Here is a 22,196-nt window from a genome sequence, read left to right as displayed (position 1 = left end):
ACTATCGCAAACTTTTTATGTAGGGGCGTATTGTATACGCCCCACATAACCAATCATATTTGCGTCGCATTACGTAGGGGCGTATTGTATACGCCCACGTGATATATCATTTTTGTGTAAATTCGTGAGACTCGTTTTATAGCGAACTCACCTTAAAATAAGTTTTATGAAGAAATTAATCTGTGCTGTTACTGTCTTATTTGCTGTAGTAGCTTGTAACAATTCGTCAAAAACCGACGATAAAACCCCTGTAAAATGGGAGTCCTTCAGTGGCGATAAAAACATCGAACGCAAGGTAGATTCTTTGCTATCGCTAATGACCTTAGAAGAAAAAATAGGACAACTTACTCAGTTTGCCGCTAATTGGGATGTTACAGGCCCCGTAATGTCCGATGACTTTCAGCCTTATCTCGAAAAAGGTCTCGTAGGCAGTGTGTTCAACGCTGTTACCGTGCCTGGGGTGCGCAAATTGCAGGATATAGCTGTCAAGAAAACTCGCTTGGGTATCCCTATTCTATTTGGTTACGACGTGATTCACGGTTATAAAACCATATTCCCTATGTCGCTTGCCGAAGCCTGCTCTTGGGATTTAGACCTAATGCGCCAAACTGCTGCTATTGCTGCCGAAGAAGCTGCCGCCGATGGCATCAAATGGACGTTCGCTCCTATGGTCGACCTCGCTCGCGACCCACGCTGGGGGCGTGTGATGGAAGGCGCTGGCGAAGATCCTTTCTTGGGAAGTGAAATCGCCAAAGCTCGCGTACAAGGTTTTCAAGGGGGAACCGACTGGCATTCGCTTAGCAAAACCAATACTGTCTTAGCGTGTGTAAAACACTTTGCTGCCTATGGTGCTGCCGAAGCAGGGCGCGACTACAATACTGCCGAGCTCTCTCAGCACACCCTTTGGAATGCCTATCTACCACCTTATAAAGCAGCAATCGATGCAGGAGTGGGCACCGTAATGGCTTCCTTCAACGAGGTGAACGGTATCCCTGCAACTGCCAATCGCTACCTAATGACCGATATCCTTCGTAAGCAATGGGGCTTTAAAGGCTTTGTAGTAACCGATTATACCGGTATTAACGAACTAGTTCCTCACGGTGTTGCGGTTGATAATAAGCACGCTGCCGAGTTAGCAATCAATGCTGGTATTGATATGGATATGACAGGCGCTAACTTTATCAAGCACCTCAAAAAATCAGTCGAAGAGGGTAAGGTAAAAGAAGAGACTATCAACACCGCTGTACGCCGTATCTTGGAAATGAAATTCGTATTGGGCTTGTTTGACGACCCTTATAAGTTCCTTGATGAAAATCGCGCTAAAACAACCCTTATGAAACCGGAGTTCTTGCAAGTAGCCCGCACTGCCGTTGCTAAATCGGTGGTATTGCTCAAAAACAACGCCGAGGTATTGCCTATCACTCCCGATATGCCGAAAAAGGTAGCCCTTATAGGCCCTATGATAAAAGATTCTATTAACCAAAATGGCGAATGGCAAGGTCGCGGCGACCGTGAACTCAGCGCTTCTCTTTTCAAAGGATTACAAGAAGTGTATAAAGATAGTAAGGTGCAGTTTAGCTATGCCAAAGGTTGTACACTTACCGCCACAACTTCTGCCGATATAGCCAAAGCAGTAGCCACCGCACGTACCGCCGATGTAGCAGTAGTAGCCTTAGGTGAAGACTATAACTGGTCTGGTGAATCCGCTTGCCTTACCGATATACGTTTGCGCGCTCCTCAACGTGAATTGCTCCGCGCTCTCAAACAAACAGGCAAACCTATAGTGTTATTAGTGTATAGCGGTCGTCCGCTCGACCTCAGTGAAGAAAGTGAATTAGCCGATGCTATTTTACAAGTATGGTTTCCTGGTACCCAGTCAGGTTATGGCATCGCCGATGTATTATCAGGTAACTACAACCCTTCAGGGCGTTTGGTGATGAGTTTCCCTCGTAATGTTGGGCAAGTGCCTATCTATTACAATCACAAGAACACTGGTCGCCCCGTTGATCCTAATAACCCAACAGTTGATTACCGTTCTAAATATGAGGATGCGCCTGTCACACCACTCTATCCTTTTGGTTACGGAATGAGCTACACCACCTTTAATATTAGTAATGTACAACTCAGCAGTGCCACCCTCAGCAAAGGAGGTAAACTCACTGTTACAGCCCAAGTAGCCAATACCGGCAAGCGCGATGGTGAAATAGTAGTGCAATTGTATATTCGCGATTTGGTAGGTAGTGTAACCCGTCCGGTGAAAGAGCTCAAAGGCTTCCAAAAAGTGGCTCTCAAGGCAGGTGAAAGCAAGCAAGTACAGTTTGAAATCACCGAAGACCTCTTAGCCTTCTACAACGCCGATTTGAAAAAAGTAACCGAACCCGGCGCTTTCAAACTCTGGGTAGCCCAACACTCCGCCGATAACAGCAACGAAAAAGATTTTGAACTAAAGTAGATTTTTTTTCTTTCATTATTGCTAAACTTTGCCAAAGGTTTTAATAGCTTATCCTGCTACACCTTTGGCAAAGTCATTTTATAAACTGACTATTCGGCTCACAACCTATCCCTAAAATAAAGAGAAATATGAGAAGTAAAGTAATATTTTTCAGCTCCCTTATAATAATTCTTATAGCACTATATGTCTATAGTTTTATAGAAGATATAAAATCTTATGATAGTTTTAGTTTTTTGTTAGCTAAAGGTTTTTTAAAAACAATCCCACTGGCGCTAATTATCGCAAAATGGCTAAAAGAATTCAAAGAAAATAATTGAGTTTTTTCCGAGCCTTTCCAAGAGTACCCACTGCTCCCACAACTCCCACCGCTCCCACCGCTCCCACACTCTCGCCACCTGCCGAGTAAGTGAGTCAGCGCCTTTCCGAGATTCTCATTCCATACCTCCCATATATCCCATCTGATTATCAATATATTAAAAAATATTTTACCAAAAATCATAAAAAAATCTCTCAAAAATTTTGGAGGTTTCAAAATTTGTTATACTTTTGCGCTCTGTAAGACAAAAACGCCGGCATAGCTCAGTTGGCCAGAGCACGTGATTTGTAATCTCGGGGTCGTGGGTTCGAATCCCTCTGCCGGCTCAAAATAAGTACATATTTTAATAGTTTAAAATTTTTTACTCGGGGAGATACTCAAGCGGCCAACGAGGGCAGACTGTAAATCTGCTGGTTTTACCTTCACAGGTTCGAATCCTGTTCTCCCCACTGTCATATTTTTATTTTTTGCGGGAGTAGCTCAGTTGGTAGAGCGTCAGCCTTCCAAGCTGAATGTCGCGAGTTCGAACCTCGTCTCCCGCTCTTTTTGTGTATGCTGATGTAGCTCAGGGGTAGAGCACTTCCTTGGTAAGGAAGAGGTCACGAGTTCAAATCTCGTCATCAGCTCATATTATCTTTTGTACACACATCAAACACTCATTTATATAACTAAGATTTAAAATTTATTTAAAATGGCAAAAGAAACATTTGATCGTTCCAAACCCCACTTGAATATTGGTACAATTGGACACGTAGACCACGGTAAAACTACTTTGACAGCCGCTATTACTAAAGTATTAGCTGACGCTGGTCTTTCAGAAGTTCGTAGCTTCGATTCAATCGATAACGCTCCAGAAGAAAAAGAACGCGGTATTACCATTAATACCTCTCACGTAGAATATCAAACAGCTACTCGTCACTATGCACACGTTGACTGTCCTGGCCACGCCGACTACGTGAAAAATATGATTACTGGTGCTGCCCAAATGGACGGCGCTATCCTCGTAGTTGCCGCTACCGACGGACCTATGCCTCAAACTCGTGAGCACATCCTTCTCGGTCGCCAAGTAGGTATTCCTCGTATCGTTGTGTTTATGAACAAAGTTGATATGGTTGATGACCCTGAATTATTGGAACTCGTAGAACTCGAAATGCGTGAACTTTTGAGCTCTTACCAATACGACGGTGACAACACTCCTATCATCCAAGGATCTGCTCTTGGTGCTCTTAACGGTGAGAAAAAATGGGTTGACACTGTACTCGCCCTTATGGATGCTGTTGATAAATGGATCGAACTTCCAACTCGTGACATCGATAAACCATTCTTGATGCCTATTGAAGACGTGTTCACTATCACCGGTCGTGGTACCGTTGCTACTGGTCGTATCGAAACTGGTGAAGCTAAAACAGGTGATGCAGTTGAAATCATCGGTATGGGTGCTGAAAAATTGACCTCTACTATTACTGGGGTTGAAATGTTCCGCAAAATCCTCGACCGTGGTGAAGCTGGTGACAACGTTGGTTTGTTGCTCCGTGGTATCGACAAAAAAGACATCAAACGTGGTATGGTAATCTGCAAACCAGGTTCTGTAACTCCACACGCTAAATTCAAAGCTGAGGTGTATATCCTTTCTAAAGAAGAAGGAGGTCGTCACACTCCATTCCACAACAACTACCGTCCTCAATTCTACGTACGTACTACCGACGTAACCGGTACTATCCACTTGCAACCAGGTGTTGATATGGTTATGCCAGGTGATAACGTAACTATCGAAGTAGAATTGTTGCAACCTATCGCTCTTAACGTAGGTCTCCGTTTCGCTATCCGCGAAGGTGGTCGTACAGTAGGTGCTGGTCAAGTAACTGAAATCCTTGACTAATTTCTAACTTAGAATTTAAGTTATAACAATCATACAAAAAAGTTTTGGGTTCTAAAAACTCAAAACTTTTTTAAAATACGGGTGTAGTTCAAGGGTAGAATAGCGGTCTCCAAAACCGTTGATGGGGGTTCGAATCCCTCCACCCGTGCTATAAAAATCTAAATAAACTTTGTCAAAGTCCCAAAACTCTGACAAAGTTTTTCCTTTTTTACACTCCCACCGCTCCCACCCCTCTCACCATCTTTTTCCAGCTTGTCCCCCTTCGGGGTTGTCGGCAATTGCCGAGTAAGTGAGTCGGGGGCTATCTCCCACCGCTTTCCCTATCTGCCCGTGCAGTTCGCACTAAAAACCACTAAATGTTTTGATAATAAATAAAAAAGTTATATCTTTGCCTTTCAAATAAAAGTTAATAAAGATGTTGAATTATACCCCCTATAATCGTGTGGATACTTATACCAATCTTTTAAATACTTTAAGTAGATTAGAAAAGGTAGAGCTTATTAAAAAAATAGCCGACTCCTTAAAAGAAGATACTATAGATGCTGAAAAAATGGAAAGAGAAAAAAGTTTTTTCAGTTCTTTTGGAGCTTTCTCCAGCGAGCAAACAGCCGAAGAAATTATCACTGATATAAAAGAAAGTAGAAGTTTCAGAAATCGCGATTTATCTTTGGAATTATGAAATACCTATTAGATACAAATATCTGTGTGTTTTTCCTCAGGGGAAAGTTAAACTTAGATGAAATTATTAAAGAAAAAGGTTATGAGAATTGTTTTATTTCTGAACTAACAGCTTTTGAGTTGAAATATGGAGCTGAAAATAGTCTCAATCCTGAAAAGTCTCATAAGGCAGTTAATAATTTTTTAAACGGGATTAAGATTCTTCCTATTTCAGAAATAGGAGATGAATATGCAAAAATAAAAGTAAAACTTAGAAAATAAGGAACTCCAATGCACGATGAATTTGATTTAATGATAGGAGTTACAGCTCTTTTTTATAACTTGACTTTAGTAACTGATAATATTAAAGATTTTAGATTTATAGAGAACCTAGAAGTAGAAAATTGGTTTGATAGAACATATTGATAAGTATAAAAATGATTAATAAATAAACTTTGTCAAAGTCCCAAAACTCTGACAGAGTTTTTCCTTTTCACCCCTCCCACCACCTGCCTGTGCGGCTCGCACCCCACCGCTCCCACCCCTCTCACCATCTTTTTCCAGCTTGTCCCCTTTCGGGGGTTCGGGGGCTATCTCCTACCGCACCCTCTATCTGCCCGTGCAGTTCGCACTAAAAACCGCTAAATGTTTTGATAATAAATAAAAAAGTTATATCTTTGCCTTTCAAATAAAGAATCATTAGCTCAGATTTCACATTAGAACATAGGTTAGCTCTTTTGCATCATAATCCGTGAAATCCAATAGAGATGGCTGTCAATGTCCATACAAAACTTTTGTAACGAAGATAGGTCGCTTCACTTTGCTAAAGTTGATTACTTTAATAAAATCAGTAGCTTTTTAGGTATGCCGTAGGGGCGATTTGCAAATCGCCCTCTAAAAAATAAGCTATTTAATTTATTTGACTATAATAACAGAAATAAAAAATAGAAATAAGAGTGTAATAAATTCTTACCTCTTAACTAAAAACAAATGAATATTCAAAAAAAAGATGTATTAGAAGCGCTTCGCAAAATTACCGCTCCTGGTGAAGGAAAAAATATGGTCGATAGCGGCGCTGTACAAAATATAGTAGTATTTGGAGATGAAGTAGTAGTAGATGTAGTAATCAATAACCCAAGTCTACAAGCTAAAAAACGCACTGAAGTAGAAGTGATGAAAGCCATTCACGGCGAAGTACACGAGAAAGCCAAAGTAGTAGTGAATGTGAAAGTCATCGCCCCCGAAGTGCCCGAAATCAAAGGGAAACCTATACCAGGCATCCAAAATATTATCGCTGTTGCCTCAGGCAAAGGTGGGGTAGGGAAGAGCACCGTAACTGCCAACTTAGCTGCCGCTCTCGCCAAAATGGGCTTCAAAGTAGGCCTCCTCGATGCCGATGTCTATGGACCCTCTATCCCTATGATGTTCGATGTAGCAGATAACCGACCTCAATCGGTGGCTATCAATGGCAAATCGTTCATTCAACCCATAGAAAACTACGGTGTAAAAATCCTCTCTATTGGGTTCTTTACCAATGCCAATCAGGCAGTAATATGGCGAGGCCCTATGGCGTCCAAAGCACTTAACCAACTCATTTTTGAATCCTATTGGGGAGAACTCGATTTCCTCCTCATCGACCTTCCTCCAGGAACAGGCGATATTCACTTGAGTATTATGCAAGCATTGCCTATTACGGGTGCCGTAGTAGTGAGCACCCCCCAAAAAATAGCCCTCGCCGATGCCCGCCGTGGAGTAGCGATGTTCAAACAAGAAAATATCAATGTACCTGTATTGGGGATTGTAGAAAATATGGCATATTTCACCCCAGAAGAATTGCCTAATAACAAGTATTACATCTTTGGCAAAGAAGGCGCTAAAAACCTCGCTGCCGATTTGAACGTGCCTTTCTTAGGCGAAATTCCCTTAGTACAAGGCATACGCGAAGCAAGCGACGAAGGCCGACCCACAGTGCTACAAGATGGTACTCCTCAAGCAAATGCCTTCCGTACTTTAGCTCAAGAGGTCGTGAAAAGTGTCGTAGAACGCAACGAAACACTACCTCCTTCCGAAGCTATCAGAATCACCAATACCGCAGGATGCAGCAGTAATTAACAATAAAAACAATAATTAATAATTAAACAGACAATAATCAGCAACAACATACTTGTTACCTGTTACTTGTTACCAATTACCTGATAAAAATGGAAGAACTTAAACAAGAAGTGATAAAAGCTTTAGATAAAATACGCCCCTATTTGCAAAACGACGGCGGCGATATTACTCTCGTTGATATCGAAGACGGAAAAATCGTAAAAGTACGCTTAGAAGGTACTTGCACCAACTGCTCCGTCAATCAAATTACCCTTAAAAGCGGTGTCGAAATGACTATCAAAGAGTATGTACCTCAAATCGAAAAAGTAATCAGTGTAGAATAAAACCTTAGTACTATGGCAACGAATAAAGAATCGCGTAAAGAATATTGGAAACGCAAGTGGCTTAGCAAATACCGCTTGATAGTAATGGACGATAGTACCTACGAGGAAAAAACTTCCTTCCGATTGAGCCGTCTCAATATCTTCGTCTTTGGTTCTCTCTTTGCCTTTGTACTCATTGTGCTCACTACAATACTGATTATCTATTCCCCTCTGCGCCAGTATATCTTAGGCTATACTGCCGTCGAAAACAAACGCGAAACTCTCGGACTGCTCTTCAAAGTAGATTCCTTAGAGCAAAAAATTCAAGATAACGACAAGTATTTAGCCTCTATCAAAAAAGTACTCGTCGGTGACCTGAAACCTCAACACGATAAGGATACCGCCAGCTTCAACATCTCCGACCCTAAATACGACCCCAAAGCTTATAGGGTAACCCCTAATAAACAGGATTCTATCCTCCGTCAAGAAGTAGAACAACAAGAACAAGAACAGGAAATAGAACCTACAAACCCTTAAAAACAGAATTAATGACAAAATTAAGTGTAAATATCAACAAAATAGCTACCTTGCGCAATGCACGCGGTGGCAATATGCCCGATTTATTACAAGTAGCCAAAGATGTGCAACGCTTTGGCGCTGAAGGGGTAACTATCCACCCCCGCCCCGATGAACGCCACATCCGCTATCAAGATGCCTTCGATTTGCTAAAAGTAATAACTACCGAATACAATATCGAAGGAAATCCCATCCCTAAATTCATCGACTTGGTCTTGCAAGTCAAACCTACCCAAGTTACCCTCGTCCCCGATGCCGAAGACGCAATCACCTCTAATGCCGGTTGGGACACTGTTAAACACAAAGATTTTTTAACCGAAGTAGTAACCGAGTTCAAACGCAACGGTATTCGTACCTCACTATTCGTAGACCCTGTCGAGGCAATGGTAACTGCCGCTGCCGCTACCGGTACCGATCGTGTAGAACTCTATACCGAAGGCTATGCAAGTGCCTATGCACACGGTAACAAAGCTGCTGTTGAACCCTACGTAAAAGCTGCCTTAGAAGCCCAAAAAGTAGGCTTAGGACTCAATGCAGGTCACGACTTGAGTTTGGACAACGTAAAATATTTTAGAGAGCAAATACCTAACCTCTTAGAAGTTTCTATAGGTCACGCACTTATTTGCGAAGCTCTTTATTTAGGTTTAGAAAATGTAATCCAGCTATACCTTGGAAAATTAGCTAATTAGCAAATTTTCATAGAGCTCGCACTAAATTAAGAAACTAATACATTAACATATCAACAAAATGAAAACACATCTTACTTTAGGGGAGTTCATCATCCAAAATCAGAAGGACTTCCAACATTCAACTGGCGAACTCTCACGTTTGCTGAGTGCTATTAAATTAGCCTCTAAGTTAGTAAACCGCGAAGTAAACAAAGCGGGACTCGTTGAGGATATTTTGGGCGATATGGGCAAAGAAAATATCCAAGGCGAAGTGCAGAAAAAGTTAGACGTTTTCGCTAACGACCTCTTTATCCGTGCCCTTACTCAGCGCGATGTAGTATGTGGCATTGCTTCCGAAGAAAACGAGTTTTTCATTCCCATTGCCTCTTCCGAGAACAGCCCTAACAGCAAGTACGTTGTGCTCATCGACCCTCTCGATGGCTCTAGCAACGCCGATGTAAATGTAACTGTCGGTACAATCTTCTCTATCTATAGACGCGTAACTCCAGTAGGGACTCCCGTACAATTAGAAGACTTTTTGCAAGAGGGTAACAAGCAAGTAGCAGCAGGTTATGTGGTTTACGGACTTTCTACAATGCTTGTTTATACTACCGGTCACGGGGTAAATGGCTTCACCCTCGACCCCTCTATCGGTACTTACTACCTCTCTCACCCTAATATGCAGTATCCTAAAGATGGTACCATCTACTCCATCAACGAAGGGAATTACGTGCATTTTCCACAAGGAGTGAAGGATTATCTCAAGTATTGCCAAGCCTTAGAAGGCGATCGCCCTTATACTTCGCGTTATATAGGCTCCTTAGTCTCCGATTTTCACCGCAATATGCTCAAAGGTGGTATTTATATCTACCCTTCGGGAACGCGTACGCCACGCGGTAAATTGCGCTTGCTCTACGAATGCAACCCTATGGCATTCCTCACCGAACAAGCTGGTGGTAAAGCCTCCGATGGCTATACGCGCATTATGGATATCCGCCCTACAGAACTTCACCAAAGAGTACCTTTCTTCTGCGGATCAGAAAATATGGTGAAAAAGGTAGAAGAATTTATGGCAAAATACCCAAATGATAAACTTGATTATTAGTGAGTTATAAAAAAGATGATAAAAAACTTGCAAAATATTCACAAAATATTTTGCAAGTTTCAAAAATAGTACTACTTTTGCAGCCGTAATGATAAAACAACAGGTACCTTAGCTCAGTTGGTAGAGCAAAGGACTGAAAATCCTTGTGTCCCTGGTTCGATTCCTGGAGGTACCACGAGATCTTCTTCATAGAGGAAATTTTTCATATTTTTAAGGATTAGGAATTGCAAAAGCCTCGGCATTCGCTGAGGCTTTTGTTATTTAGTACTTTGCCAAAGTCCTTAATTGCTCGTGCGGCTCGTATCTTTGGCAAAGTATAAGTATGTTTGTTGTTAAAAAATTCTGTACCCTACCGAAATACTGAATACTTGATTAGAAGTGCTTTCTGAGCGGCTGGGTAGTATATCGGTGAAACCTATACCGTATTGAATACCCGCTGTAAAACGCTTGATTTCTACGCCTGTAGCTAAGTTAAACCCTATATCAAACGGACGTAAATCATCTGAGGTACTGTTACCAATAATTAATGAATGACTGTTTCTCACAGTGTAGTCTATTACCTTTTTCTTCTTGTAGTGAGTCCACTCTTCACGTGAATTACCCCACAACGCAGCAGCTACATAAGGTCCTGCTTTCCACAATAAGTTTACTTTTCGCAACTTTAAGCGATAGCCCGCATAAAAAGGCATCTCTAAATAACCGTAGCTGTAATGTCTTTCACTTAGGAACCTCTCTTTGTCTTCTTTGTATTTATACTTGTAAGAATGTCCTTTGGTGGTGAGCAATAACCCCGATTCAAGATAGAATCCTGTAGGGAAATTTACACTTGCCAAAGCTCCTGTGTGAAATCCTGGAGTGATTGACCTTTTGCTGTCATAAGTGTCTGAATAATAAACACCAGCAATGTTCAAACCTGCCTTTACTTCCAATCCCATTTTCACTTGTGCGCGCAAAGGACTCATCATCCCCAAAAGCAGGGCTACCGCCAAAAATAATTTTGTTTTTCTCATTGTATAATGTTTTTAAAAATTTACTAATTTTAAAGCTACAAAGTTACAAAAATAATTCTAAACCACAAATTAAAGCTCTCCAATCGTATTTGCGTCGCTACACTTTGCCAAAGTTTTAATTGCTCGTCGTGCTACGACCTTTGCCAAAGTTTTAATTGCTTGTCGTGCTACGACCTTTGGCAAAGTTGATTACTTTGATAGTCAATCACTTTTAGAGTGTGTTATGTAGGGGCGTTTTGCAAACGCCCTCACAGATAAAATGTTTTGCAAACGCCCTCACGGATAAAACGTTTTGCAAATGCCCTTGCAAACAAAATATTTAGCAAACGCCCTCACGGATAAAAAAATCCAGATAGTCTCTTTAAAGAATTCTTCCCCCTATCGAAAAAGCAAAACACTGCTGCTTCATATAGTTTTCATTAGGGTTAGGCAATATATCGATGAAACCTACTGAGTATTGGAAACCAATGGTAAAACGCTTGATTTCTAAACCTGTAGCAAAGTTGAAACCCGCATCAAAAGGCTTGAGCCCATCGTTGTTGCCATTGCCAATGCTCAATGAGTATTTACTTTTGTTGATGTGCAAAAACCTACTATCCTTATATACCGATTGTTCTTCGCGTACATTGGCAGCCAAAGCCGTCGCGATATAAGGTCCTGCTTTCCACACAAAAGTAATATGTCGCGCTCTAAGGCGAAAACCTACATAGACCGGAATTTCCAAATAATGATGATTAAAAACTTGCTTGCGCATATAATTACCATCAGATTTGTAATAGCCTCCACCGTAACTATACTCGTGCTTAAAGTTTTTGGAGGCATATACCAATCCCGATTCTATCGCAATGCCATTGTCAAACTGAGCACTCAACAATCCGCCTATTTGCAATCCCGAAGCGCTTTCCATTACCCACTCAGGCGATGAAACTCCATAAAGACCGCCTGCGGTAATCCCTGCTTTGGCTTCTACACCCCATTTTATCTGTGCTTGTGCAACGACTCCCCAGAGGAATGCCATTGCTAATAATTTCATTCGGTTCATAAATTTAGGTATTAAAATGAATTTCAGAGGCAAAGGTAATAAATAATTAGCTAATTTACTAATTTGCTAATTTGCTAATTTGCTAATTATCCTTATCTTTGCCCCAATATATTAATTTTTCTTTTATGAAAAGACATTTTTTCACGCTATTAACAACCTTAACCACTATATTTGCTACCGCTCAAGAGGCTGATACTTTGGCAATAGAAAAGCCAACTCCTCCTCCCACACTTCCGGCTTTTGCTAAAAAACTAAACATCGATTTGTTTTTCAGAGGGGGAGGCGTGAGTGATAACTATAATGATGCCTCTAAAAACAGCACTCATTTTGTGATTGACAATGCGCGCATCAATCTGCAAGGTGATTTCAACGATGATCTCTTCTACCGCGTGCGATTCCGTCCTAATCGTCCCTTTACCGAAACTTCTCAGGACGGTGGTACAACTGCCTTAGACTATGCTTTTATCACCTATCATTTTGGCGCGACACGTCAGTGGGATGTAACGGTGGGCAAACAGCTCGCTGCTTTTGGTGCTTTTGAAAAAGAAATCAACCCTATCTACGAATATATTTTCACCGATTACCTAAACGGAGTCTACAACAATGTCTTCCTCTCAGGGCTCGCTTTGGGATATAAACTCAACGACCGCCAGAAAATAGGCGTACAGTTGCACAATACGGTGAATGCTAAATTCGCTACTCATTTAAAAAATAACGGCTTTGTAGCGGGCGATTTTAAGGCTTCCAAAGCACCTATCGGGATGTACCTCTATTGGAATGCCGATTTGCTCGACGGCAAACTCAAATTGCGCTACTCTTATAACCTATCGCAATACGCTGCCAACTACCTCACTCACTCCGTAGCTTTGGGGAATTGGTATAAAAGTGGCAAACATACGGTTTATCTCGACCTCAGTTATACCTATATGGCTGCCGATTACGGACTTACAGCTTCAAAACTCCTCAGCGCCTACGATGGTTTGGCTAAAGATAATTTCTTGATGCAGAAAGATGTAGTCTACAAACGTGCTGTATCGCGCTACGACTATCAACTTACTGACCGTTGGAGTCTATCGGCTAAGGCGGGGATTGAGTTAGCGGGGAGTACCCAACGCCTTAGTGAGCAGTTGCGCACTAATTGGATATACTTCGCTGCCGCACAATACGCTCCCATACAAGGACAAGACCTCCGCTTTTACGTAGCCTACGTGGGGAATACCCTCAACTACGACAAAGTCTTACACCTAAAAGATGAACAACTACACCGCATCGCAATCGGTGCTTACTATACATTACCGATTTTGCGATTAGCAAATTAGCAAATTAGCAAATTGGCAAATTGACAAATCAATATGAAACAAATCAACGGTTTTTCTAAACTTACCAAAGCCGAGAAAATTCAATGGCTTTGCGATACTTATTTTCCTGAGGTAGAGAACGCAGCAGCTTTCTTTGAAAAATACCATAACCCCAATACTGAACTCCAAAAACGCCACGACGAGTTCATCGAAAATACAGTAACCAACTACTACTTGCCTTTTGCAGTAGCGCCTAACTTCCTCATCAATGGGCGTACCTATACGGTGCCTATGGCAATTGAGGAAAGCTCGGTGGTGGCAGCTGCCAGCCGTGCAGCGAAGTTCTGGCAGGGTAGGGGAGGCTTCCATACTACGGTGCTCTCTACCGAAAAAACAGGACACGTACACTTTTTTTTCTACGGTGAAAAAGCGCGTTTAGAAGCCTTTTTTGCCCGCGTACAGCCTTTGATGCTCGCCAATGCCAAACCTATCACCGCCAATATGGAGAAACGCGGCGGGGGGATTACTTCCCTTACTTTGGTAGATAAAACGGAAGCATTGGCGGACTACTATCAGCTGTCGGCTACTTTTGAAACCTTAGATGCGATGGGGGCTAACTTCATCAACTCGTGTTTGGAATCGTTTGCCGAGACCTTTAGAGAAGAGGCTGAAAAAGATGCGGCTATCCGTGGGCAGTACGAAATTGTGATGTCTATACTCTCTAATTACGTGCCTAACTGCTTGGTGCGTGCCGAAGTGCATTGCCCTGTAGACGAATTGGAAATTGCCCACCTCAAAGGAATGGCAGCAGCCAAAAAATTCGTGCAAGCGCTCGCTATTGCCAATGCCGATGTATACCGCGCCACTACTCACAACAAAGGTATAATGAACGGCATCGACTCGGTGATTTTAGCCACAGGTAATGATTTTCGCGCGATTGAGGCAGGAGCACACGCCTATGCAGCGCGTTCAGGTAATTACAAGAGTCTTTCCAACGCTTGGATAGAGGGCGACACTTTCCATTTTGCACTGGAATTGCCCTTAGCTTTGGGTACTGTGGGCGGACTTACCACACTCCACCCTTTGGTGAAAACAGCCCTCGAAATCCTCGAAAAACCCAATGCTCGCGAGCTGATGCAAATCGTAGCTTGTGTAGGTTTAGCACAGAATTTTTCGGCAGTGAGTTCACTCATCAGTTTGGGTATCCAAAAAGGACATATGAAAATGCACCTCAACAATATTTTTAATCAATTAGGCGCTACCGACGACGAAAAACAACAGCTCGCCGCTTATTTCAAAGATAAAACAGTGAGCCATAGTGAAGTTGCCGAGGCGTTGAACCACTTAAAATCTCAAAAATGAAAACCCTTATCTTGTTTATTTTTCTGTTGTTAGTGTCTGCTGTAAGTGCACAGAAATTGCATTTATATGGTGGAAGCAATCACGATGTTTATTTGGGATGCTTGAATTGTAGTAAAACTGATAGCAATTCTATATGGAATGACTTGGGTAAGTACGGGTCGGCTAATAGTTCGATGTCTATATGGAATGACTTTGGCACCTATGGCAACCCTATGAATAGTTTGAGTCCGTGGAATGATTTTGCCTCTAAACCTCCTATAGTAGTAGATGCTTCGGGGAAGTTTTGCGGCTATTTTACAGTCAATAAAAGTTATAATAAAAGAGCAGAGTTTGAATTAGCTCTGCTCATTTATGATAATTACCAAGCAATTCGCAAAGATGTTAGCACTTGGTATAGAAAACTCTTCTAAAAATTGTAAGTAACGGTAGCATTTACATTGCGTGGGGCACCAGGGAAGTTGCGGAGGTTATCGTAACCACTAATCCAATAGGTGCGGTTGAGCACATTGTTTACATTTACTTGGAACTGTACATCTTTCACTTTGTAGTAGAGTACAGCGTTTACTAAGGTGTATTCGGGGTAGGTGGCAGCTGTAGCACGACGCCCTACTTGCCCTAACCGCTCACTTACATAATTCACTCCTACACCTAATCCCAAACCTTCTAAAGCACCTTTTTGGATAATGTATTTCGTCCAGAAATTAGCGGCGTGACGAGGCGTGCTGGGGCGTTGCATATTCAGGTCTTTTAGGATACCATCTTCTTTTAGTTTTACAATACGGGCATCGGTATAGGCATAGTTCGCCACTACACTCCAGTTGGGGGCGATACGTCCAGCGACATCTACTTCAAAACCATTCGATTCTTCGTCTACAGGCACACGCCAATCGGGTTTGCCTGTTTTGGCACTTTGCTCTAACGAGTTTTCTTGCTTGATTTTAAATACCGAAACAGTAGCATTCAACCGCTTGTTGAACCATTCGGTTTTGAGCCCTATTTCGTGTAATTCACTCTTCACATAATCAAACGGGCCTCCATAACGCTCGGGGTCAGACTGTATGTTCGCCCCTTGAGGTTGAAATCCTTTTACCCAAGTGGAATAGAGGTTGATATTTTCCGATGCCTCTATCACCAATCCCACACGTGGTATAAAGGCTTTGGTTTCGCGTTGGGTCTCTTTATCAGTGTCTTTGTTGAGGATTTCGGTAAACCATTCTTGTCGCAACCCTACGAGCACTTTCACGATGCTGATGTCCATCTGCTCTTGCACATAAACGCCGTGAGAATATTCCTCATATGGATTGAGCACATTTTGGCGGTAGATATACTTGCTAATGTCTTTATAGCCATTACCCGCCGAACGATTTTCTAAATCGAACACCGGTACATTGGTAGTAGGAGTTTGTACTGAACCTGCTAATACGTTGGCGGTGGTGGTATAGGTATTCACTACTTTGGTTTTGTCCTTGCTCAAATACCCCTGAGCGGTAGTGCCCGAAGAACCGTATTTCTGTTCCGATAGGAAATAGTCGTAGCCCACTAATAACTTGTGTTTCACAATGCCTGTGTTGAAAGTGAAGTTGAAGTAGTTGTTAAAACTATTGTTCGCAAACGATCGCTTACGCTGGTTGAAAAGCATCAGCACCTTGTTAGGGTCGGCATAGCGGAAAGCGTTGGCGCCATTGCCTATTTGTTTGTAGTATAAGTTGGCTTGGGTGTGTTCTTGCATATCCTCGCTATAAGTAGAGTTGAGGTAGATAGCATTAAACGAAATATGCTCGTTGAACTTATGAGAGAGTCCGATAGTAGTGTTGAGAGTATTTTCTTTAAGGAAGTCGTTAGCAGCGCTCATCGACATACTGATGGGGGTATCGTAGAGCGTACCATTGGCAGGGAAGGCTTGTCCGCGGTCTATTTTGCCATTGAAATTCTGATAGACAAAATCAACATTCACGCTGGTTTTGTCGTTAGGAAGATAAGAAAATGAAGGAGCGACGATATAGCTTTCAGAGCCTTGCAAATCGCGGAAAGAATCGGTTTTCTCATAGCCTAAATTGAGTCGGTATAAAAGGGTTTTCTTAGGGTTGAGGGGGCCTGTGAAGTCGCCGTAGGTTTTGAGGGTATTCCACGAACCAACACCTACCGAGATGCTGTTCTGGTTTTTTAGAAGAGGTTTTTTGGTTACCCTATTGATTACACCCCCAGGGGCAGCATTGCCAAAGAGTGCCGAAGCAGGCCCTTTGATCACTTCTACACGCTCAATATTAGCTAATGACGATTGTTTCCACAAGCTCGTTTGAGCACGCATACCGTTGAGTAGGTTGCCTGAATTGCGGTTACCTGTCGCACGAAATCCGCGTATTGAAAAATCGTTGTAGGAAGTGTATTGGTTTACCCCACTGATGTTTTTCACTACCTCATTCACGGTAGTAGCACCTTGGTCTAAAATGAGCTCTTTGGTAACATACCCCACCGACTGAGGAACGTCTTTTAGGGCAGCAGCTGTTTTGGTACCTATAAAGGAATTGGTATTTTTATAGCTACTTTCCTTTCTGCCAACTACTTCTACTTCTTGTAGGGCGGTGAGTTCCTCGCTGAGTTGCACATCGAGGTGCGTGTGCGTACCACTGGGATTAGGACTGATATCGGCGCGTATTTTCAGCGATTGGAAGCCAACATAACTAAATACAATAGTTTGCTTGCCAACGGGTACGTGGTGGAGGTTGTAAAACCCAGCTTCATTGGTGGTAACACCATTGTTAGTGCCTTCGAGTAGTACGGTAACCCCTACGAGCGGCTGTTTGTTTTCATCGGTTACGCGCCCTCTTACATCGGTTTGTTGGGCAAAAATATAGTGAATATTAACACCTAAAAATGTTAATAACAGAAAGATACGTTTAGACATACGCTTTTATTTAAAATTATTCTACTTTATTACGGCGTGCAAAAATAGAGAAAATTTTAAATATAGCAAGAAAAAAGGCAGTGAAATTTAATCACTACCTTATTTTTTAGCTTTTTCTTTTTCAGCCCATTCTTTTTTGAGTTCTTCTGCCCAAAGTAACTCTCTACCTACTTCTTTCTTTATAGTAGATTCACTGTTATGTGAGTGACGCGGACTTTGAGTGTCAAACAAAAAATCATAACTTCCCGCTACAATGCCTTTGCCCTCTATATAAGCAAAGCGGTCAATGCCACGATGATAAGCCTCTAACCCCGAGCGATTATTCCAAGCAGTGAACGTCCAAAACAGATAAACAGTATCTTTGCCCCGTTTTTCTGTACCCGATAGGTAAATACTTTCAAAACAACTATCCAAGAAAGATTCTTTATCTTCCATCGGTGAAGCATATTTACTAATATGTGTTCCTTTGTTCAATTCTTTTTTTAACTCAGCATAAGTAACAAAATCTTGTTTTGTATTGATGATATTACTATCGTTCAAGTGTACTTTTGAAGAATAGTTCATCAACTGAAAAACTTCTACTAAACAGGATCTTGCTTTATAATACTTGTCGTCTTCTTTTTTTACTAAAGAGAAGGAGTTTAAAAATTTATTTTTATTACTTCTGCGAACCTCTTCTATCTTAACAGCAGCTTTTTCGACCTCTTCCTTAGAGACTTCTACCCAAGAGTTAGCATTATCCATATCAGGTAATACCGAGATGAGGGTTAAATAATTATAGCCAAAGAAAACTCCCTGATTGAATACATTATACATCTCAATTTCTTTTCCTTCATAAAAAGAATGAGGGTGTAATGTATAGTGTTTTACTTGATAATGAGCGGTAATACTATCAAGCAATATATATTTTTGTTCTTGTGCTGTAATAGCACAAGAACAGAATAATAGTAAGTAGAGTAAGTTTTTCATAAACCTTATTTTTTAGACTTTTCTTTTTCAGCCCATTCTTTTTTCAGTTCTTCAGCCTACATAATTTCTTTTTTACTAAGTATGTTGAGAGGTTGTTTTCCTATATATTTATCACGAGGAATAAAATAATCATCATAAGAACCTCCTACAATGCCTTTATTTTTTATAAAAGCAAAACGAGAAACTCCTGCGTTATCAGTAAAACTCCAAAAAAAGTATATTTTATTACCTTTTTTCTCCTCAATATGCGAAAGATAAATACTCTCTAATTCTCTAGGAATAGCATAGCGCATATCAGTGGCTTCTAAAGGGAAATCCCTATCAGGGAATAGTTTTAGATAAGCTGTTTTGAGTTCGTTATATGAAGTAAACTGCTGTCCTAAGTTTATTATATTTGCTCCTGAAATATGAAAAATAGAAGGAAAATTAACAACTCTAAATTTTTCTATAGAACAATAGGTTTTACTTCTATAAAAGGAGTTCCCTTCCTTCTTTATCATATAGTAAGGATAGAAAAGTTTATAATTATTTTTAGGATTATTTACTTCTTTAAGTAATTGTTGAGTAGAAAGCACTTTTGCTTGAAAGGTATCCAAGTTTGTTTTTTCCCATTTATTACCACTTTCTGTTTCTGGAAAGACCGATAACAGTAAAAACTCATCAGGACTAATCCATACATTGTATATGTCAATTCCTTGATGATAGCCGTAAGGCATTGCGTTGATAGTGTATTTGTTGAAATTAAACTTTTGGGTTAGACTATCAACTATTATATACTTCTGTTCTTGTGCCATTATAGCACAAGAACAGAGTAATAGTAAGTAAAGTAAGTTTTTCATAAGCCTTATTTTTTAGACTTTTCCTTTTCAGCCCATTCTTTTTTGAGTTCTTCAGCCCAAAGTAATTCGTTTTCAGGGAGACGTTTTAACTTTCTCCAATTACCTGTTTTATCAGTAAAAAAAAGACCTTTTATAAAATATTTTAAATATATACCTCCTACGATTCCTTTATCTTTGATATAGCAAAACGAGTTATGTTTGTATGTAGATGATTAGAAAATTGATAGAAATGATATATTATATTACCACCTTTTTCTTCTATATTACTTAAATAAGTATTTTCAAAGAATTCAGGTATAGCATAAGAGAAATCAGAAGTTATTTCAAAAGGGAAATCATCGCAAAGAGGAAATAACTTCATAAAACTTTCTCTTAGAACCCCAATAGGAGTTATAGTTTGATTGGTGTTTATGATAAAACTTTTGGTAGCCACAGGTACACTAAAAGGATTATTTATACAATAAAAATCTTCTATCCAACAATATTTACTTACATAGTACTCACCCTTTATTATTTTTACTAATTTCGTCTTACTAATATCTCTATTTTTATCAAGATAAAAACCTAAGGCTTTGTGCATAATTCTTCTAAAAATTTCTTTTGTAGGAAAAAGATTGTCTTTTATTTTATTAAAATCTATTTTTTCCCAATTAGTTTTGCTGTCAATATCAGGAAGTACAGAAAATAGGAGTATGAAATCTTCTCCTTTGTCTGTTTCATATTTTTTTGAAAACACATTATACACCTCAATACTGTTTTTAGTTCCATAGGGAGAAGTATCAAGGGTATAGTGTTTTACCTTATAGTGAGCGGTAAGGCTATCTAATAGTATATATTTTTGTTCTTGTGCCACTATGGCACAAGAACAGAATAATGATAAATAAAGAACCAACTGTTTCATCTTCCTATAATTTCTTTCTCTTCTCGTTCTCGTTCCTTTTGCCATTTTAATTCTTTATCTCTCCATTCTTTTTTAAGCTCCTCTGCCCAAAAAAGTTCCTTTTTATAAGGCGTTCTTAATTTTATCCAATCTCCAGATATAGGGGTTTTACACCCTATTGGAAAAAAGAATTCATAATAAGAAGCTGCTACAATACCCCTATCTTTGATATAAGCAAACTTATCAAAACTTTCTACAAAGTAAGTAGCGTAAAGATAAAAATAATATATAGTATCTCCTTCCTTTTCCTCTACGTTCTCTAAGTAGATATGCTCTAAATATTTAGGTACAATCCAATGCTTATCGTCTAATGGAAACACTTCGTTAGGGTATCTTTTTTTATATAGAGACTTTAGTACACTTATAGGCATTGTAGCCTGATTGGTATCTATAATATATCTTCCTGTGGCAACACTCATCTCTGAAGGTATATTTGTGCAGAAAAATTCATTTATCCTACAATTTTTAGCTACAAAATATTTATTTTTCACCTTTTTCACCAAAGATAATGTTGTATTGTCATCCTTTTTACTATCCATTTCATAAGTTTTTCTATATATCCTATCAAACAGTTTTTTAGCAGGCATATACTTTTTTTGTAGCATATCGAAGGGGATTTCTTGCCAACTATTCTTGCTTTCAAGGTCAGGGAGTACTGAAAACAAGACTATAAAATCACTATCTAAGCCTTTGCCATAGTTTTTAGAAAACACATTGTAAATTTCTATTTCATAATCCACCTTATAAGGCAAAGTGCTAAGAGTATATTTTTTTACGGTATAATTGCTTGTAATGCTATCCAAGAATATATATTTCTGTTCTTGTGCCATTATAGCACAAGAACAGAGTAATAGTAAGTAAAGTAAGTTTTTCATAAGCCTTATTTTTTAGCTTTTTCTTTTTCACCCCATTCTTTTTTGAGTTCTTCTGCCCAAAGAAGATGTCGTTTCCCGTCGTGGGTTAGTTTTGCCCAATCTCCATCCCAGCTATCTCTTTTTCCTTTTGTGTAAAAATAATCATAATAAGCTCCTGCTACAATGCCTTTGTCCTTAATATAAGCAAGTTCCCCAATATATCTTGCATTACAAAATTGATAAAAGTAATAGATCTTATTTCCTAATTTATCTTCTATATTAGAAAGATAAGTACTTTCTAAAATGTCAGGAATAAGAAAACCTAAATCATCTTCATCTAAAGGAAAAGCGAGAAAAGGGACTACCTTTTTATAATTTTCCTTTAAAATATTCATAGGTTTTATAGGTTGATTAGTGTTAAGAATGAAATTCTTAGTAGCAACTTGCATGTCACGAGGGTAATCCATACAATAAAAATCTTCTATCCAAGTGTTTTTACTGGCATAGTACTTATTTTTTACTTTTTTTATTAGAATTGTGTTGCTAATATCAAAAGCTTTTTCAAGAGGTACATTAAAAACTTTGTGTTCAACTCTCATAAAAATATTTTTAACTGAGAATAGATTGTTTCTTATCTTTTTGAAATCAATCTCTTCCCAATTAGTTTTACTACTAAGGTCTGGAAGTACAGAGAATAATATTATATAATCAATCCCTTTATTTGCCCCATAATATGGAGAAAAAACGTTATACATTTCAATAGTGTTTTTAGCGCCATAAGGAGAAGTGTCAAGCGTATATTGTTTTACTTGATAATGAGCAGTGAGGCTATCTAAGAGTATATACTTTTGTTCTTGTGCCATTATGGCACAAGAACAGAGTAATAGTAAGTAAAGTAAGTTTTTCATAA

The 22,196-nt window shown here is 39.8% G+C and carries 20 protein-coding genes, 6 tRNA genes and 1 pseudogene; 19 read left to right on the top strand and 8 right to left on the bottom strand.

The genetic code is table 11. The annotated features are described in order from the left end of the window. Window positions 1–166: 166 nt before the first annotated feature. The 16 genes from bglX (at window position 167) to CBG49_RS00175 (ending at window position 10,242) form a co-directional block, all read left to right on the top strand. The gene (gene bglX, locus CBG49_RS00250) at window positions 167–2,452 is read left to right on the top strand and encodes a beta-glucosidase BglX (protein ID WP_088592864.1); all 2,286 of its coding nucleotides are present in this window, start codon (window positions 167–169) and stop codon (window positions 2,450–2,452) included. Window positions 2,453–2,580: 128 nt separating this feature from the next. Further along, window positions 2,581–2,769 (top strand): hypothetical protein, encoded by a 189-nt coding sequence (locus tag CBG49_RS15695; RefSeq protein ID WP_157668331.1) that lies wholly within the window; start codon window positions 2,581–2,583, stop codon window positions 2,767–2,769. Between the two features lie 251 nt (window positions 2,770–3,020). Then, a tRNA-Thr gene (locus CBG49_RS00240) sits at window positions 3,021–3,094 on the top strand. 41 nt (window positions 3,095–3,135) lie between these two features. Continuing rightward, window positions 3,136–3,217: transfer RNA gene (locus CBG49_RS00235), tRNA-Tyr, on the top strand. Window positions 3,218–3,237: 20 nt separating this feature from the next. After that, a tRNA-Gly gene (locus CBG49_RS00230) sits at window positions 3,238–3,310 on the top strand. A gap of 12 nt (window positions 3,311–3,322) precedes the next feature. After that, a tRNA-Thr gene (locus CBG49_RS00225) sits at window positions 3,323–3,394 on the top strand. A gap of 65 nt (window positions 3,395–3,459) precedes the next feature. After that, complete coding sequence (tuf, locus tag CBG49_RS00220; RefSeq protein ID WP_034575764.1) at window positions 3,460–4,647, top strand: elongation factor Tu; 1,188 nt, start codon at window positions 3,460–3,462, stop codon at window positions 4,645–4,647. A 77-nt stretch (window positions 4,648–4,724) separates the two neighbouring features. After that, window positions 4,725–4,795: transfer RNA gene (locus CBG49_RS00215), tRNA-Trp, on the top strand. Between the two features lie 267 nt (window positions 4,796–5,062). Next, on the top strand, window positions 5,063–5,326 hold the full coding sequence (locus tag CBG49_RS00210; RefSeq protein ID WP_088592862.1) for a hypothetical protein: 264 nt from the start codon (window positions 5,063–5,065) through the stop codon (window positions 5,324–5,326). After that, window positions 5,323–5,586, top strand: a complete 264-nt coding sequence (locus tag CBG49_RS15955; protein WP_227002921.1) for a PIN domain-containing protein — start codon at window positions 5,323–5,325, stop codon at window positions 5,584–5,586. Before CBG49_RS00210 ends, CBG49_RS15955 begins: the two co-directional genes overlap by 4 nt. Window positions 5,587–6,294: 708 nt before the next feature. Further along, a complete protein-coding gene (locus tag CBG49_RS00200; RefSeq protein ID WP_088592861.1) occupies window positions 6,295–7,416 on the top strand; it encodes an Mrp/NBP35 family ATP-binding protein in 1,122 nt (373 codons plus the stop codon). Window positions 7,417–7,499: 83 nt separating this feature from the next. Beyond that, entirely contained in the window at window positions 7,500–7,739 is a 240-nt protein-coding gene (locus CBG49_RS00195) for a NifU family protein (protein WP_193433084.1), read from the top strand. A gap of 12 nt (window positions 7,740–7,751) precedes the next feature. Further along, window positions 7,752–8,255 (top strand): hypothetical protein, encoded by a 504-nt coding sequence (locus CBG49_RS00190; protein WP_009414444.1) that lies wholly within the window; start codon window positions 7,752–7,754, stop codon window positions 8,253–8,255. 11 nt (window positions 8,256–8,266) lie between these two features. Beyond that, complete coding sequence (locus CBG49_RS00185; RefSeq protein ID WP_088592860.1) at window positions 8,267–8,983, top strand: pyridoxine 5'-phosphate synthase; 717 nt, start codon at window positions 8,267–8,269, stop codon at window positions 8,981–8,983. Window positions 8,984–9,041: 58 nt separating this feature from the next. Continuing rightward, window positions 9,042–10,067: a class 1 fructose-bisphosphatase gene (gene fbp, locus CBG49_RS00180; RefSeq protein WP_088592859.1), complete on the top strand. Its 1,026-nt coding sequence runs from the start codon at window positions 9,042–9,044 to the stop codon at window positions 10,065–10,067. 102 nt (window positions 10,068–10,169) lie between these two features. Further along, window positions 10,170–10,242, top strand: a tRNA-Phe gene (locus CBG49_RS00175). 157 nt (window positions 10,243–10,399) lie between these two features. Here CBG49_RS00175 and CBG49_RS00170 read toward each other — a convergent pair. Together CBG49_RS00170 and CBG49_RS00165 are read right to left on the bottom strand one after the other, a co-directional pair. Beyond that, window positions 10,400–11,077 carry a porin family protein gene (locus CBG49_RS00170; RefSeq protein ID WP_088592858.1) on the bottom strand — a complete coding sequence of 226 codons (678 nt, stop codon included), beginning with the start codon at window positions 11,075–11,077 and terminating at the stop codon, window positions 10,400–10,402. Between the two features lie 361 nt (window positions 11,078–11,438). After that, window positions 11,439–12,119 carry a porin family protein gene (locus CBG49_RS00165; RefSeq protein ID WP_088592857.1) on the bottom strand — a complete coding sequence of 227 codons (681 nt, stop codon included), beginning with the start codon at window positions 12,117–12,119 and terminating at the stop codon, window positions 11,439–11,441. Between the two features lie 125 nt (window positions 12,120–12,244). On the opposite strand from CBG49_RS00165, the gene CBG49_RS00160 reads away from it, so the two are divergent. Genes CBG49_RS00160 through CBG49_RS00150 form a run of 3 tightly spaced genes read left to right on the top strand, consistent with a single transcriptional unit; the run spans window position 12,245 to window position 15,189 of the window. Then, window positions 12,245–13,438 (top strand): porin, encoded by a 1,194-nt coding sequence (locus tag CBG49_RS00160; protein WP_088592856.1) that lies wholly within the window; start codon window positions 12,245–12,247, stop codon window positions 13,436–13,438. Window positions 13,439–13,471: 33 nt separating this feature from the next. After that, window positions 13,472–14,779 (top strand): hydroxymethylglutaryl-CoA reductase, degradative, encoded by a 1,308-nt coding sequence (locus CBG49_RS00155; RefSeq protein ID WP_088592855.1) that lies wholly within the window; start codon window positions 13,472–13,474, stop codon window positions 14,777–14,779. Beyond that, window positions 14,776–15,189 (top strand): hypothetical protein, encoded by a 414-nt coding sequence (locus tag CBG49_RS00150; RefSeq protein ID WP_088592854.1) that lies wholly within the window; start codon window positions 14,776–14,778, stop codon window positions 15,187–15,189. Before CBG49_RS00155 ends, CBG49_RS00150 begins: the two co-directional genes overlap by 4 nt. Here the strand turns inward: CBG49_RS00150 and CBG49_RS00145 are convergent. The 6 genes and pseudogenes from CBG49_RS00145 to CBG49_RS00120 form a co-directional block, all read right to left on the bottom strand. Next, window positions 15,186–17,684 carry a TonB-dependent receptor gene (locus CBG49_RS00145; RefSeq protein ID WP_088592853.1) on the bottom strand — a complete coding sequence of 833 codons (2,499 nt, stop codon included), beginning with the start codon at window positions 17,682–17,684 and terminating at the stop codon, window positions 15,186–15,188. The two genes, CBG49_RS00150 and CBG49_RS00145, sit on opposite strands and share 4 nt — an antisense overlap. Before the next feature lie 99 nt (window positions 17,685–17,783). Further along, on the bottom strand, window positions 17,784–18,653 hold the full coding sequence (locus CBG49_RS00140) for a hypothetical protein (protein WP_088592852.1): 870 nt from the start codon (window positions 18,651–18,653) through the stop codon (window positions 17,784–17,786). A 56-nt stretch (window positions 18,654–18,709) separates the two neighbouring features. Then, the gene (locus CBG49_RS00135) at window positions 18,710–19,492 is read right to left on the bottom strand and encodes a hypothetical protein (protein WP_157668330.1); all 783 of its coding nucleotides are present in this window, start codon (window positions 19,490–19,492) and stop codon (window positions 18,710–18,712) included. 5 nt (window positions 19,493–19,497) lie between these two features. Continuing rightward, window positions 19,498–20,393, bottom strand: a pseudogene (locus CBG49_RS00130) (hypothetical protein). After that, complete coding sequence (locus CBG49_RS00125; protein WP_088592850.1) at window positions 20,390–21,307, bottom strand: hypothetical protein; 918 nt, start codon at window positions 21,305–21,307, stop codon at window positions 20,390–20,392. The pseudogene CBG49_RS00130 and the gene CBG49_RS00125 overlap by 4 nt, the downstream one beginning before the upstream one ends. Before the next feature lie 5 nt (window positions 21,308–21,312). Then, on the bottom strand, window positions 21,313–22,194 hold the full coding sequence (locus CBG49_RS00120; RefSeq protein WP_088592849.1) for a hypothetical protein: 882 nt from the start codon (window positions 22,192–22,194) through the stop codon (window positions 21,313–21,315). Window positions 22,195–22,196 lie beyond the last annotated feature (2 nt).

This window comes from Capnocytophaga endodontalis (assembly GCF_002209445.1).
GTDB classification, from domain to species: Bacteria; Bacteroidota; Bacteroidia; order Flavobacteriales; family Flavobacteriaceae; genus Capnocytophaga; species Capnocytophaga periodontitidis.
This window is presented reverse-complemented; position numbering and strand designations above follow the sequence as displayed.

Excerpts from the sequence above, each read along its gene's own strand:
- bglX (WP_088592864.1), top strand. The coding sequence starts at position 167 with ATGAAGAAATTAATCTGTGCTGTTACTGTCTTATTTGCTGTAGTAGCT.
- CBG49_RS15695 (WP_157668331.1), top strand. The coding sequence starts at position 2,581 with ATGAGAAGTAAAGTAATATTTTTCAGCTCCCTTATAATAATTCTTATA.
- tuf (WP_034575764.1), top strand. The coding sequence starts at position 3,460 with ATGGCAAAAGAAACATTTGATCGTTCCAAACCCCACTTGAATATTGGT.
- CBG49_RS00210 (WP_088592862.1), top strand. The coding sequence starts at position 5,063 with ATGTTGAATTATACCCCCTATAATCGTGTGGATACTTATACCAATCTT.
- CBG49_RS15955 (WP_227002921.1), top strand. The coding sequence starts at position 5,323 with ATGAAATACCTATTAGATACAAATATCTGTGTGTTTTTCCTCAGGGGA.
- CBG49_RS00200 (WP_088592861.1), top strand. The coding sequence starts at position 6,295 with ATGAATATTCAAAAAAAAGATGTATTAGAAGCGCTTCGCAAAATTACC.
- CBG49_RS00190 (WP_009414444.1), top strand. The coding sequence starts at position 7,752 with ATGGCAACGAATAAAGAATCGCGTAAAGAATATTGGAAACGCAAGTGG.
- CBG49_RS00185 (WP_088592860.1), top strand. The coding sequence starts at position 8,267 with ATGACAAAATTAAGTGTAAATATCAACAAAATAGCTACCTTGCGCAAT.
- fbp (WP_088592859.1), top strand. The coding sequence starts at position 9,042 with ATGAAAACACATCTTACTTTAGGGGAGTTCATCATCCAAAATCAGAAG.
- CBG49_RS00170 (WP_088592858.1), bottom strand. The coding sequence starts at position 11,077 with ATGAGAAAAACAAAATTATTTTTGGCGGTAGCCCTGCTTTTGGGGATG.
- CBG49_RS00165 (WP_088592857.1), bottom strand. The coding sequence starts at position 12,119 with ATGAACCGAATGAAATTATTAGCAATGGCATTCCTCTGGGGAGTCGTT.
- CBG49_RS00160 (WP_088592856.1), top strand. The coding sequence starts at position 12,245 with ATGAAAAGACATTTTTTCACGCTATTAACAACCTTAACCACTATATTT.
- CBG49_RS00155 (WP_088592855.1), top strand. The coding sequence starts at position 13,472 with ATGAAACAAATCAACGGTTTTTCTAAACTTACCAAAGCCGAGAAAATT.
- CBG49_RS00150 (WP_088592854.1), top strand. The coding sequence starts at position 14,776 with ATGAAAACCCTTATCTTGTTTATTTTTCTGTTGTTAGTGTCTGCTGTA.
- CBG49_RS00145 (WP_088592853.1), bottom strand. The coding sequence starts at position 17,684 with ATGTCTAAACGTATCTTTCTGTTATTAACATTTTTAGGTGTTAATATT.
- CBG49_RS00140 (WP_088592852.1), bottom strand. The coding sequence starts at position 18,653 with ATGAAAAACTTACTCTACTTACTATTATTCTGTTCTTGTGCTATTACA.
- CBG49_RS00135 (WP_157668330.1), bottom strand. The coding sequence starts at position 19,492 with ATGAAAAACTTACTTTACTTACTATTACTCTGTTCTTGTGCTATAATG.
- CBG49_RS00125 (WP_088592850.1), bottom strand. The coding sequence starts at position 21,307 with ATGAAAAACTTACTTTACTTACTATTACTCTGTTCTTGTGCTATAATG.
- CBG49_RS00120 (WP_088592849.1), bottom strand. The coding sequence starts at position 22,194 with ATGAAAAACTTACTTTACTTACTATTACTCTGTTCTTGTGCCATAATG.